We start from the raw sequence: 14,399 nt of genomic DNA, 5'->3' as shown, positions 1-14,399 counted from the left end.
ATCCTCCTACAGCGTCTTTTGTTCTAAGTTAACAATTTTGAACTTTTTATCGCTTCTAGTGTAATTTTTTGTACTGTCAATTATATAAATAGGCCTTCCTTTACTTTCATCGAATATTCTTCCTATATATTGTCCCATTATACCGATACATCCGAGTATTACACCAAACATCATCATGTTTATTCCAATCATTAGTGTAAAATTTATAATGCCATTTTTATTAAAAATATCCTTCACAAAATCTGAAATTATTAAAATAATTCCTAGTATAAAAGCTAAAACTCCTAAATATCCTGCAATTACAAGAGGCTTATATGATAAAGCAGTTATACCATCAGAAGCCAATTTCAGCATTTTTTTCAAAGGATATTTAGTTTCCCCTGCAAATCTTTCTTGTCTTACAAATTCCACATAAGTTTGTTTATATCCAACCCAGCTTACAAGTCCTCTTACATATCTATTCTTTTCTGGAAGTGCAATTAAAGCATCACATACTTTTCTATCTATCAGTCTAAAATCCCCTGCATCTACTGGAACATCAACGCTTGTCATACTTCTTAGAAGTCTATAATACATTTTAGCTGTAACCTTTTTAAAGAAAGTCTCTCCTTCTCTTTTTATTCTTTTTCCATAAACTACTTCATAGCCTTCCTTCCACTTTTCAATCATCTTAAGCATAACTTCAGGCGGATCTTGAAGGTCTGCATCTATTACTATGACGGCATCTCCAAGTGCTAAGTCCATTCCTGCTGTTATTGCAGCTTGATGACCAAAGTTCCTTGAAAAATTAATAAGTTTTATATTTTCATCATTGTTGCATATTCTTTCTGCTTTTTCTCTTGTCTTATCTTTACTTCCATCATTTACAAACACAATTTCATAAGTCTCTTTTGTTGTATCCATAACTTCTTTTAATCTTCCATAACTTTCATCTATAACAAGTTCTTCATTATATAAGGGTACTATAATAGAATAAATTACTTTTCCATTCATTTTTATCACCTCAAATTATGTAATTATTTAAATAAAAATACTATCTCTAGCTTTCTTTAATCTATATTTGTATTGTAATAATTAATTGTCACAGTTCTGTTACATTCCAATTACAACTCCTCTACAATTTTAATGTAAAAATTCAAGATTTGAGCTCTCACTTTTTCTTATAAGATTTCTTCAAAAATTGTTGACGTTGTGAACTGTGCATTACAAATTGCAATATATATAGTTATCTATGATATAATTATTGAATATAATAATTTCTATATTTATGAAGGTGATATTTTGAAAATTGGTAAATTTGTTGAATCTAACAATCTAACTATAGATACAATAAGACATTATATGGATTTAAGCTTAATAGTTCCTCAAAAACTAGGAGGTCAATATGATTTTGATGAGAAATGCCAGGAGGATTTAGACGATATACTTTCTTTTAAAGAATTAGGTTTTACTCTTGGCGAAATAAAATCTATTTTTCTATTTAAGCATTTTGCAAAACTCACCCACTACCAAGAAAAAGAATGTTATAAAGAATTATTTATAAACAAAGATAAGCAAATTAAAAATCAAATTAAAGAACTTACTGAAGTAAAGCATAGACTTGAAGGAAAATTGGATGAGCTTTCACAAATTAAAACTGGAAATGAATCCATCATTGGTATTAATCTAAAATCACTTAATCTTTTTAAATGCTGTAAATGTGGTAGTGATTTAGAGCTAAGTGAAGCAAATATAATAAACAATCAAATTATTAACGGAAAATTATCTTGCCATTGTGGCGAAGAATATTTTGTTGAAGAAGGAATACTTAAAATCGGAAAAAATACTCTATCTACCGAAATTAAATTTAATCTTAACTCCATTATTGAATATATAACTGATACAGATATCCATTACCTCGATAATTTGCACAAAGGAATGGAATGGATATATAAAAAAGTAGATTTTTCAAGCTTCAAAAATAAAGTAATGCTCGAATTAGGCTCTGGTTTTGGCTTCACCCTAAGATATATCTATAACGATCTGCCAGATGACATGACATATATAGCAGTAGACCATGATATTAATAAGCATAAATTTTTAAAGAAAGTCCTTGAAATAGCTAATTGTAAAAAAAATATAGTCTTTATCTGCTCAGACTTTCTTCAAATTCCAATAAAAGATAAATCTGTTGACATACTATTAGATCTATCTGGTACGAGCAATTACAGCTTCTCTAATGAAGATTTCTTATTATCAAAAATAGATGATCTTATAAAAGATACTGCTTATTTTATAGGGGCATATATTCTATTTAAAAACTTTACTTTAAACAGCCTGATAGCTGATAAATATAAAAAGAACTTTATTTTAACTAATATCAAAGAAGAGATTTCTAAACTTAAGTATAATATTTTAGAAGAAAATAAATCTAATTATGTAGAAAAGGGGGGGTAAATACGAAAATTATTTTAAAGTTGGTGAAAAAGTATATTCTTGTTATATATTAGGACAAAGATAGGGTTACCCCCATCTTTGTTCTATTTTCATAGAATAAATTTTAAATTTATATCTTGATGTAGCCATATGACCATGATTTAGAATTTATTTATCTTTAAAGCTAGAGAAATGTTCATGCTAAATCTAAGCTATTGATTATTGATTTAGTATAAGTGTTACTTTAACTAAAGAAATACTATCTTTTAAGGAATGATAAAATGCTCGAAACAAAAATTAAGTTCAACAAGGTTACTCAAAATAGAGATTTACTAAATATGTCTCTGTTTTCTTTGGCAAGTTCTATTTCCATCTTTGGAACCTCTGCATATAATTTTGCCATAAGCCTATATGTATTAAAAATCACAAACTCTGGTTTAAATTTTGCAACAACACTTATACTAGGTGTTTTATCAGTCATAGCTGTAACTCCTTTTGCCGGAGTCCTTGCTGATAAGCTCAATAAAAAATTAATTTCTATCACCGCAGATATACTTAATGGCTTTTTACTTATGTTTATATATTTATTAATCCGTAATGGATACACTTTAGACCTTAAGCTAATTTATATTAGCACATTTTTCTTAAACTTCTTTTCTACCATATATGGTATAAGTATTGAAGCTGCAAAACCAAACTTGGTTCACGAAAACAAACTTATTTCTTTAAATTCAATAAGTAAAGTTATTGAATCCTCAGCATCTATATCGGGGCCAATGGTTGGTGGGCTATTTTTTGCGATATTAAATATAAAATATTTTATTTTCATTAATAGTATATCTTTTATTATTTCTGCCTGTCTTCAGCTGCTCATAGATTTTAGATTAAATTACTCTGAAGTTTCTAGTAATAACAAAAAACTTAGTTTTTACGCTGATATAAATGACTGCTTTATTTACCTAAATAAAAGAGAAGATATTATTAAAATGACTATAATTTTTGTTGCTATAAATTTTTTTATTGGCCTTTCAATAAATATTCCAATGCCTTATATAATAAATAACATAATGCAATTGAATACGAAACTTTATGGATTAATTCAATCGACTTACTCAATAGGGGCAATTTTAGGTGCTATTATAATAAAGAAGATTATAAAAAATTTCTCCTTAGAAAAAATAATAAAATCAGCAACTATATTATTGTCATCCTGCATGATTGCTCTCGGCTTTTCAGTCATAATACAAGCTAAAATATCTGATGAAACATTTATATTAATATATTTTGTTTTAGTAACTATACTAATTGGATTTTCAATTTCATTTATAGATATCCCTATTTTCTATTTTCTACAAAAGACAATTTCAGATGAATTTAGAGGCAGAGTCTTAGGCTTAGTAATAAGCATAGCTAAAATAGTTCTTCCAATTGCCCTAATTATTTCTGGATACTTGATAAATCAAGTTCCATCATATCTTTTATCTATAGTTGGAGGGATACTACTTTTTATTTTCACCCTACTATTTATTAAAACTATTTAAATTTATAAATTACTACTCTTTTGAGTCAAAATTGTAATTGTCTAACTTGTCTATAGTTTATTACAATTTTCAAATTGCCTTTTATTTTACTTATGAAATTATACTAATACCATTTATAACTTTAAACAAATCAAGTGCAACTACTACTATTATTAAAATAGATGTAAAGAATTTTGACATAATACCGTCCTGCATTTTATTTGCCTGAAGCCATTTCTTAATGGAACTTCTATAATATAAAAGAAATATAATCAATATAAATAAGCCAATATTTATAAAGCTATAATTTACAAGCTTTTCTGTTTCTGAATTTAAGCCAATAGCCATTTGTGATATAATTTGAACAGAAATATTATTAATAATATGTAGTAATATAGTCAGCTTAATTGAGTATTCCATAGCTAAATATCCTAATACAATTCCAAGTCCTATTGCCATAAATATTTGAAAAAAGTTTCCATGCATTAACCCAAATAATATTGCTGAACCCAAGATAGCAACTTTTTTTCCATACTTTTCAAGACTCCTAAGAATTGCTCCCCTATAAATAAATTCTTCAATTACTGGTCCTAGTATGCATGAGTAAATAATCATTGGAATCGCTAATTCATTTAAAGATTCTAAATCTTCTAGAGCTGAATTAGCACTTAATCCCATAAAATTAAGTCCTAATTCTAGTATATCTGAAAAAAACACCAATAAGCTATTTGCTGATAATACTATAACTAGTCCTATTATTACAGTTCTCATTGTAAAATCTTTGTTTTTTATCTTCAAGTCATATTCAAAAAACTTTCTTCCTCTATAGATTAAGAATGGAATGAATGAAAGCATAACTGCAACTATACTCATTACTCCGCTATAAGTTCCATTGTTTAAAATCCCTGTTAATTGGTCATAGCTAGTATTTGGATTTCTTACGGTCTGCTCTGCCATAACAATCATTGCAAATACTATAGCAACTACATATGCAATTATTTCTTTCATTAAAATTGTAAGTCCAAGTTTATTAAAGTCTCTTTTAATTAATTTTTTGATTATTTGGGGCTCATTACTCACTTATGTCACTCCATTTCTTTTACTTAATTCAAATAAATTATATTCTGGAGATGACTAATAAATTCTTATTTTCACGTAAAAAAATAGATGACTTGAAATCATCTATTTTATAAAATAAAATTTAAAGTTTACTATTTTTCATTTAAAAATCTTTTAAATATATCCTTCCATACTCTCGATTCGCTTATATGAATTTTCTAAGATCTCTTTTGGATAACCTACATACTCTAAAAGTTTAATTGCATTTCTCGTTTTAGATATACCTCTTTTTAGTTTATAATCGAACTTAAGTCCATTTTTCTCATCAATTTCTTCACTAAAATAATAAAAATCATAATTTTCCTTTAGCATTTCTGAAAGTTCTCTATCATGAGTTGCAACAATACATATTGCTTTTCCTTTATTAATATAATTAAGAATCTCAGCTGAAGAAGAAATTCTTTCAAGAGGATTTGTTCCTCTAAAGATTTCATCAATTGGACAAAAGACAGGAATTTCTTTTTCTGATGCCTTAATTATTCTTAAAATCGCTTCTGCTTCTGCTAAATAATAGCTTTTTCCATGGATAATATCATCTTTTGGGCTAATAGATGATACAATATTTAATAAACAACCTTCATATTCCTTCGCTAAAGCAAAATTGAAAGTTTGTGCCAAAAGTATATTGGTGCTTACCATTCTTAAAAATGTAGATTTTCCTGACATATTTGTACCTGTTAAAACAATTCCCTTTTTTGCTATATCAATAGAATTTCCAACAGGTTCCTTAAGAAGTGGATGTATTCCATCACTTATTTTTAATGATGTTTCTTTAATAAATTTAGGACTAGTGCATTTTTCTTTATTTTCATTTTCATAAATAGCAATAGAAATTAGTGCATCAAGCTCTCCAATCATATAATATAAATTTAGTATTTTATCTTTCTTCTCCAATAACTTTTCATTAGCTTTATAATACGTAATTTCTTCTATTAAAAACGGAATGGAAATTAGTTCAAATAATCCATCAAAGGAATTTACTATACTAATTAAGCAAGTAGACTTATCAATACTTTTTACTTCTCGTAACACTTCTCTAATCCTAGTTATATATGATTGAATTTCCTCATTTTCAATTTTGGATAATTTCTTTGCCGCACTAATTAAGTCCCTTAAATATATAAGACCAATAGCATTTATATTTTCATGCTCTTTTGTATGAATATATATTTGAACAAAAATATCTATCATTACCAACATCATTAAATCTGGTTGTTTAAGAATAATGGCTGCTGCTATCAATAAGATAGGCAATACACCCAAAAAAGAATAAATAAAGAACTTTGATTTATTCACGTGAAGGATTCCATTCATCATTTCTATTAATCTATTTTTTTTATCATAAATCATATTACAAAATATCCTTCTTATCTCCACTGTTAAATCAATACTTTCTTTAAATATCTCTATTAACTTCCCTCTTTCTTTTAATTCCATTTCCTCTATAAGTGGATTTCTAAGCATTGTATATAATACAGATTCTCCTTCTGCTGAATAAGTTCTATCTAATTTATAAAATACTTCATCCATAATTAAGTCATCCCAAGTTTGATTATCTAAAGTAAATTCATTTTTGGCCTCTATATCAAATAGTGTTCTTATTTTATCAATATCTCTTTTTTTATTTTTATCTGCATTAAGATCCTTCTGTATAAAACTTCTACTAACATTAATATTCATCTCCTACTCTTCCCCCCCTTATGTAAACTATATACCAAATTTAATCTAACATTATCTTCAAATTAAAATATAATCATCAACCATTTCTTTCAATCTTCTTTCGTTTTTTATATTTATAGATCAAACATTTCTTAATTATAGTTTTTATTCATAAATATGTCAATTTTAATGTTATTTCACTTTTTAGTTTCTCAAAACAAAAGGACCTAATAAAATAGATAACTTTTTGTTTTCTATCTTATAGGTCTTTATAAGAATTTAAGAATTGTACTCTTCCCAAATCTTAATTAACAAATTAAACTATATTTATTCTCTTTCAACTACTAATGCAGTTCCTTGTCCTCCACCAATGCACAAGGTAGCAAGTCCTTTCTTTGCATCCCTTTTCTTCATGGCATGTAATAATGTAACTAATATACGCGCACCAGATGCTCCTATTGGATGACCTAAGGCAATAGCCCCTCCATTAACATTTACTTTAGTCATATCTAACTTTAAATCTCTTGCTATTGCTATACTTTGTGATGCATAGGCTTCATTTGCTTCAATTAAATCTAAATCTTCAGCGTTTAAGTTTATTTTATCTAAAGCTGCTTTTGTTGCATGGAATGCACCATATCCCATTATTGCTGGATCTAATCCTGCTGAACCATACGAAAGGATCTTTGCAAGCGGTTTTATACCTAACTGTTTAGCTTTATCTGCACTCATTATAACTAAGGCTGCGGCTCCATCATTAAGACCTGACGCATTTCCTGCTGTTACTGTGCCATTTTCTTTGAAAATTGGTTTAAGTTTTGATAAAGCTTCAATTGTATTCCCGAATCTAGGAAATTCATCTGTATCAAAAACTAATTCACCTTTCTTTGTTTTTACAACTATAGGAACTATTTCTTCCTTAAATTGTCCACTTTTTATTGCTTCCTCAGCTTTATGTTGAGATTCTAATGAAAATTGATCTTGTTCTTCTCTTGTTACATTCCACTTTTCAGCTACGTTTTCTGCTGTCATTCCCATATGATAGTTATTAAAAGCGTCCCATAATCCATCTTGAATCATCTCATCTATAAATTCTCCATGTCCCATTCGTTGGCCCCATCTTGCATTTTTCACTAAAAATGGAGCACCAGACATATTTTCCATACCACCGGCAACAATTATATCTGCATCTCCTGCTTTTATAATTTGAGCCGCTAAACTAACTGCTCTTAAACCTGATCCACATACTTTATTTAATGTTAACGCTGGAATTTCTACAGGTAGTCCTGCTTTAACTGCTGCCTGCCTTGCAGGATTTTGACCCAACCCTGCTTGAAGAACATTTCCAAAGATAACTTCACCAATTTCTTCTGATTTTATATTTGCTCTTTTGACTGCTTCCTTTATTACTGCTGCACCTAACTCTACTGCTGGTACATCCTTTAATGTTTTCCCATATGCTCCTATTGCAGTTCTTACTGCACTTACTATTACTACATCTCTCATACTATTATTCCTCCTACATAATTCATGTTGATATTTTCAATAAATATTAATAGACTAGTTTGTTTATTTTTTATTCAAAAAAATATTTTTTCTTCTTCATAAGATAAATATTAGACCAGTTCGTCTATTTTGTCAACTAGTCTAATAAATTTATTTATAATTATAAGAAGCTTTTATATCCTCTACACTAATTGTAAGTAACCCTTCTCTATCTCTTATATCATCTTTAATGATTCTATCTGCTTGTTTCATTTTTATTTTTTCATAATATTTTCTGACCAATCTTCCATTTCCAAAATTCTTATCTTTATTACTATACTCCTCTTGAAATATACCCTTTAAATTTTCTTTCGCTTCATTCGAAAGAATATAGCTTTCTTTTTCGCATAATCCTTCGAATATTTTCATTAATTCATCGGGATTATAGTCCGAAAATTCTACTGTGAATTTCACTCTACTTTCCATTCCAGGATTTAAATTCACTAAATCTTCCATTTCCTTTGTATATCCAGCCATTATCACTACAAGTTTGTCTCTACTATCTTCCATCTCTTTTATCAATGCTGCTATTGCTTCCTTTCCGAAGTCACTACTAGTGCCCCCAATTAAGCTATAAGCCTCATCAATAAATAATATCCCTCCATAAGCTTCTTTTATTTTATTTAAAGTTTTAGGTGCAGTTTGGCCAACATATTCTCCAACTAAATCTGCTCGTGTAACTTCAACCATATGACCTTTCTTTAACACACCAATAGCTTTAAGAATTTTCCCTATAATTCTTGCAACAGTCGTTTTTCCTGTACCAGGGTTTCCCGTAAATATCATATTTAATGAGATATCCTCAGTATTTATTCCCATTTCCTTTTTTCTATGTTGAAGCTCCAAAGTATTTATTATTCCTTTTAAAATACTTTTCACATCGTCAAGTCCAACAAGCGCATCTAATTCATCTTGTAATTCTGACATTTTATCACGTGCGTAAAATTCAAGATTTATTCCAAAATCCTCAGGAGTAAGCGTAACTAATTCTTCCTTTGAAACTTCACTATCTCCAATTCTAAATGCTTTCTCCCTTATTGCAGACTCTAATATATTTCTAGCTGCTCTTGCATTAGAAAAATTATCATCTACCTTCTCTATCTTTATTTTTTCTAAGAAGGCTTTTTCTCCGTCTTCATTTATTTTATAATAATTTTCATTTGCCATACTTTTTACAATTTCAACCAATTCAACATCATTATAATCTTCAAATTCAATTTCTAAATTAATTCTGCTCCTAAGCCCTGGGTTTAACTTCATTAGATTTTTCATTTCTCCAGTATATCCTGCTAGAATGACAGTAAATTTAGCTCTGTTATCTTCCATTGCTTTAATTAATACTTCTATGGCCTCTGCACCATAATCATTACTGCCCTCTCCTCCCTTTGCTAAAGAGTATGCTTCATCAATAAAAAGTACTCCCCCCATAGCTCTATCTATAGCCTTTTTTGTAAGTTTTGCGGTTTCACCTATAAAACGCCCTACAATTTCACTTCTATCTACCTCTATTAATTGCCCTTTTTCTAAAATCCCCAGATAATAAAATATATCTCCAATCAGTCTTGCAACGGTAGTCTTTCCCGTTCCTGGATTACCCAAGAAAGCAAAATGATAACTCTGATTGATATTCTTTTCGATTCCTAAAACGTTTGACCTGTTGTTTTCATATTTAATAAGCTGTACAATTCTTTTTATTTCAGCTTTTACAGTATTTAATCCAATCAAAGAATCAAGTTTATCTAAAGCTTCCTGCAATAAAACTGAATTTTTATTTTTCTCATCCTTCTGAGCAGTTTCTGCATTTGAAAAATTATTTTCTATATTTCTTTCTAAATTAACAGCTTCATCTTTCTTATATTCTTCCTTATGATTTTCACTTATCTCATTTAAATCTCCATTTTGCAATCCCATATCTATAATATCATCTATTGATGATTTTACTCTGCTTTCATTAATTTTAAAGTCTTCACCAATACTAGGTTCACTCTTACCTGGTTTACTATTAAGGACTGAACCTTGCCTAAGTTTAGCTTTATTAATCATAACTTTTTCATATATTTTTGATACATATTTTGCTGCCTTTTGAGCAATATAGGAATCTGAATTTTCAACTATACTTTTCCTACACTCTTTTAAGCATTCAAAATAATCACCATTAATATATAAAAACTTTATTATATCGAATTCAAGTTCATCATCATTTCCCAAGGCTCTAGCTTTGTTTAATAACTTCAGAATCTCACGTTCATCTTCTCCTTGAGCTATGTAGCATTTACTTAATAATCTTATAGCTTGAAAAGTTTCGTTATCGATATTTACTGCTAAAGTTGCATACTGAAATGCTTCATCAAAGTTATGCCTGCGCAATTCAATCTTACCAAGAGTTATTATTGCATCTAAGTTATAATTATCAAGTTCATAGGCCTTTTTTGAATAATTATAAGAGTTTTCAAAATCATTTATCTCAAAAAAGCAGCATCCTATAAGACCTAGATATTTATTATTATTTTCATCATAATAAATAGCTTTTTTTAAGCACTCAGTTGCTTTTAAATATTCCTTGCAATTATAGTAAGTAAGTGCCAGAAGATAATGTAGACCTGGATGATCATTAAAACAATTTATAGCACCAAGTAATATTTTAGTGGATTTATCATAAAAACAATTATTATTATATTGTTGTATTTCACTTTGAAATTTATGAAATTGCATTTTATCATGTAAATTTGTGAATTCCATATTTCCCTCCTCACTAAAAAGCGTACTTATGTTAAATCAATTTAAACTTCCTCATCTTCAAAATTATATCATAAGTCCATATTTTTTCATATTCTTCCTTTAAGCTTGACACTTTTTTGTAATACTTCGTACATATATTCCAATATTCATAGCTTTATATGATTATTGGAAATTTCTCTGCTTAAGCATTTTTATATTTCTATTAAAATAATATTTAAATAAACAAAGAAAAAATCATTTTTTTCTTCATATAAAATAAGACCATAACAAGGACTTATCCCCCACTATGGTCACAATATACAATATTAATTATTTTTACTTTTTATTAGCTATATGAAAATAAATAACAAGTCCAAAGTTGTCATGGATATTTTTTCATCAGGCAAAGAGACAAAGTGCCCTCCCAGCTAGTGTGTTAGGAAACATTGCTGCCACAGTATGACGAAAAGCAGTCTAACAAATTGACTTATTATTTTTTGATTTTGCCTTAAATCTATTATAGGTTCTTAATTTTTTAGAGAATTTATAGATAATGTTGATTTTCATTTATTATTAAAGAACTGTAAATATAGGAATTAATAAATACCGGATTAAATTAATATTCTATAATAATAAATGCCCTAAAAAATCAACATTATCTAATTTATAACTGACTATTATAAACCCCTTAACCAGTTATAAAAATTCTTTACTATAAAATCTCTCTTTACAAGAATTATTATACTTTAACATAATGAAGAAGTATATTATACAAAAGTATAATATTTTACGATTTTTAATTAAATTTTATACTAAAAATTAAGTACATATCCAAGCTATTTTCTTTTAAAAACACCAATACGCATATCTATAGTAATAATCATTGAATCATATGCTTCTAATTTTTCTTTGTTCTCCTGGGTGGATTTCCAATAATGAGGTGTCATCTTTAATAAACTTAATATTTCCTCTTTGTTTAAATTAACATCAAAGGTAACATTTGCTTCCTTAATATAGTCATTATCCTGCTCGTCTGCTTTATACACTTTATCATTTAAATGCACTTCTGAATATATAATATTTCTTAACTGTATTAAATGATTTGTTCTAGGCAGTACTCTGACAAAAATTCCATTATTCTTTAGTACTCTATTACATTCATTTATATCTATAGGACTAAATACAGAAAGAAGGCAGTCTATGGATTTATCATCTACAGGTATATTAAAATTATTTCCGACCACAAAGATACATTCTTTATTAGCTTTACTCGCATATCTAACAGCCTCTTTGGATACATCCATGCCATAGAAATTCGCTGCTATACTTCCTTTATTCATATAATTTTTCAAATTAGTTAAATAATAACCTTCCCCACATCCTAAATCCATAACATTAAATCTATTATCATCAGATTTTTCTAAAGTTTCAACAATAATTTCATTAATTTTATCAGAAACTGGCTTATAATATCCTCTATTTAAAAATTCTACTCTCGATAGTACCATTTCTTTAGAATCGCCTGGATTTTTACTTCGTTTTTGATTACTGATTAATAAATTTACATAGCCTTCTCTTGCTATATCGTATGAATGATTGTTATTACATCTATATGTCTTCTTTAAATCATCCTTGATTATTTTATCCTTACAAATAGGACATAATAATAATTCCTTATTATAAATATTATTCATAATGAATAAACCTCCTTGCCATCTATTCCAGTCTTTACACTATACACTTTTTATGCTTAATTCGCAACTTCTTTGCTTCTTAGATTTATATTAAAAAATTTTTCTTAAATTAATTAATATAGCTATATATTAATATAACTAACTGAAATAGCAGAAGCCTCCTGCCTTTCGGTTAGTTATCAAAAATTTAAATTTCACACAACTTTTATATTAATGCTGCATCTACTAAAATTACTTGACATATTCCGTAACTAAATCTGTAAAAAGAATTCCATCTAAATGATCTATTTCATGACAAAAACATTTTGCTAAATCTTTAGTTCCTGTTAGTATAATTTTCTTACCATTTTCATTAAGTGCTTCTACTGTTACCTTCTCTGGTCTAATTAATTTTCCAAACACATTAGGATTACTTAAACATCCCTCTATAACTTCCTGCCTGCCTTCTGCACTTATTATCTTTGGGTTTACTAATTTTATTAATCCTTCCCCCATATCTATCACAACAAGCCTTCTTAATACTCCTATTTGTGGTGCCGCAAGACCACCACCATTTTCAGTATTATACATTGTTTCAGCCATATCATTTAGAATTTGTCTTATCTTATCGTCTACAACTTCAACTTCCCTACTTTTTTTTCTTAATATCTCATCACCAAAAAGCCTAATTTTTCTTAATGCCATTTAAATCACACCTCTGCTTTGCTGTGCTCTTGATTTTCTTTCACTTTCTTCAAAAAGAAATATTTCTTCTATTTGACAATGAAATATTTGTGATAAATCATAAGCCAGCCATATTGATGGTTCATATTTTTCAGTTTCAATAGCATTAATTGCCTGCCTTGAAGTTCCCACAAGCTCTCCCAATTGTTCTTGAGTTAAGCCAAAAGACTCTCTTAATTCTTTCAATTTATTTTTCATTAAACCCACTCCTGTAATGTTAACCTTACATAATTAATATAAGCTTTTATTTTTTTCATGTCAAGTATACCTTACATAATAAAAAATTATTAAACTATACAGTTTTTGCATCATAATCTAGATGATTAGTATCATTTAATCCTATTAATGATGGACTTAACTCTTCATTAAAAACAATTGTGTTAATACATGTGTTTCCAAGTGCAATCTTATGATACATAGTCATATCCCACTCAAATATTCCTATAAGGCCTGCTTTAATAATCCCTCCATGAGCAACAATTACTATCTTTTCTCCTTTATGTTTTGAAACTATATTAAGTATACAGTTTCTAGCTCTATTAGAAGCATTAAGAATACTAGAGTCTCCCCCACAAATTTTGCTTTCCTTTTTATCAGTTCTCCAAGTCTTAAAAACTTCTGGATATTTTTCTCTTATATCCTTCACTGTAAGACCTTCCCACTCCCCAAAATTAATTTCTCTTATTTCAGGCGCTATTATTACTTCCTTACTGGTATTTCCCACTAATATATTAGCTGTCTCAAGTGCTCTGCTTAACGGACTTGCATAAATACAATCGAAATTTCCCTTAATCCTATCATTTAACAATCTAGCTTGTTTAATACCATTTTCAGATAACGCGATATCTGTACATCCTTGAAACTTGCCTAAAGTATTCCATTCTGTTTCTCCATGCCTTATAAGCAGTACTGTTGTTTTCATATGTTACCTCTTTCTTTTAAATAATTTATATATATATGTTGCAATTAGTTTTCTACATTTTATATTCTGGTATTTACTTAGCTT

11 protein-coding genes are annotated in these 14,399 nt (G+C 28.3%); 2 read left to right on the top strand and 9 right to left on the bottom strand.

Annotation, left to right across the window (positions count from 1 at the left end; all coding sequences use genetic code 11):
• Positions 1-6: 6 nt before the first annotated feature.
• The gene (locus CLOBL_RS12950; protein WP_077859426.1) at positions 7-993 is read right to left on the bottom strand and encodes a glycosyltransferase family 2 protein; all 987 of its coding nucleotides are present in this window, start codon (positions 991-993) and stop codon (positions 7-9) included.
• A gap of 288 nt (positions 994-1,281) precedes the next feature.
• Here CLOBL_RS12950 and CLOBL_RS12945 point away from each other — a divergent pair, with 288 nt between their 5' ends.
• Together CLOBL_RS12945 and CLOBL_RS12940 are read left to right on the top strand one after the other, a co-directional pair.
• A complete protein-coding gene (locus CLOBL_RS12945) occupies positions 1,282-2,436 on the top strand; it encodes a MerR family transcriptional regulator (protein ID WP_242953835.1) in 1,155 nt (384 codons plus the stop codon).
• Between the two features lie 260 nt (positions 2,437-2,696).
• The gene (locus tag CLOBL_RS12940; RefSeq protein WP_077859425.1) at positions 2,697-3,956 is read left to right on the top strand and encodes an MFS transporter; all 1,260 of its coding nucleotides are present in this window, start codon (positions 2,697-2,699) and stop codon (positions 3,954-3,956) included.
• A gap of 90 nt (positions 3,957-4,046) precedes the next feature.
• Here the strand turns inward: CLOBL_RS12940 and CLOBL_RS12935 are convergent, their stop codons facing one another.
• The 8 genes from CLOBL_RS12935 to CLOBL_RS12900 form a co-directional block, all read right to left on the bottom strand.
• Complete coding sequence (locus tag CLOBL_RS12935) at positions 4,047-5,015, bottom strand: type II CAAX endopeptidase family protein (protein WP_077859424.1); 969 nt, start codon at positions 5,013-5,015, stop codon at positions 4,047-4,049.
• 153 nt (positions 5,016-5,168) lie between these two features.
• Complete coding sequence (locus CLOBL_RS12930; protein ID WP_077859423.1) at positions 5,169-6,734, bottom strand: DNA mismatch repair protein MutS; 1,566 nt, start codon at positions 6,732-6,734, stop codon at positions 5,169-5,171.
• Between the two features lie 306 nt (positions 6,735-7,040).
• Complete coding sequence (locus tag CLOBL_RS12925) at positions 7,041-8,219, bottom strand: acetyl-CoA C-acetyltransferase (RefSeq protein ID WP_077859422.1); 1,179 nt, start codon at positions 8,217-8,219, stop codon at positions 7,041-7,043.
• A 150-nt stretch (positions 8,220-8,369) separates the two neighbouring features.
• Positions 8,370-10,997 (bottom strand): AAA family ATPase, encoded by a 2,628-nt coding sequence (locus CLOBL_RS12920; protein ID WP_077859421.1) that lies wholly within the window; start codon positions 10,995-10,997, stop codon positions 8,370-8,372.
• A gap of 815 nt (positions 10,998-11,812) precedes the next feature.
• Positions 11,813-12,670 carry a putative RNA methyltransferase gene (locus CLOBL_RS12915; RefSeq protein WP_077859420.1) on the bottom strand — a complete coding sequence of 286 codons (858 nt, stop codon included), beginning with the start codon at positions 12,668-12,670 and terminating at the stop codon, positions 11,813-11,815.
• Positions 12,671-12,901: 231 nt separating this feature from the next.
• Positions 12,902-13,354, bottom strand: coding sequence for a peptide deformylase (gene def, locus CLOBL_RS12910; protein ID WP_077859419.1), 453 nt, complete (start codon positions 13,352-13,354; stop codon positions 12,902-12,904).
• Complete coding sequence (locus CLOBL_RS12905; protein ID WP_009170453.1) at positions 13,355-13,591, bottom strand: helix-turn-helix transcriptional regulator; 237 nt, start codon at positions 13,589-13,591, stop codon at positions 13,355-13,357. It abuts the gene before it with no gap.
• Positions 13,592-13,685: 94 nt separating this feature from the next.
• Positions 13,686-14,315, bottom strand: a complete 630-nt coding sequence (locus CLOBL_RS12900; RefSeq protein WP_077859418.1) for a histidine phosphatase family protein — start codon at positions 14,313-14,315, stop codon at positions 13,686-13,688.
• Between the last annotated feature and the right edge of the window lie 84 nt (positions 14,316-14,399).

The sequence above is a fragment of the Clostridium sp. BL-8 genome (assembly GCF_002006495.1).
Classification (GTDB): domain Bacteria; phylum Bacillota; class Clostridia; order Clostridiales; family Clostridiaceae; genus Clostridium.
This window is presented reverse-complemented; position numbering and strand designations above follow the sequence as displayed.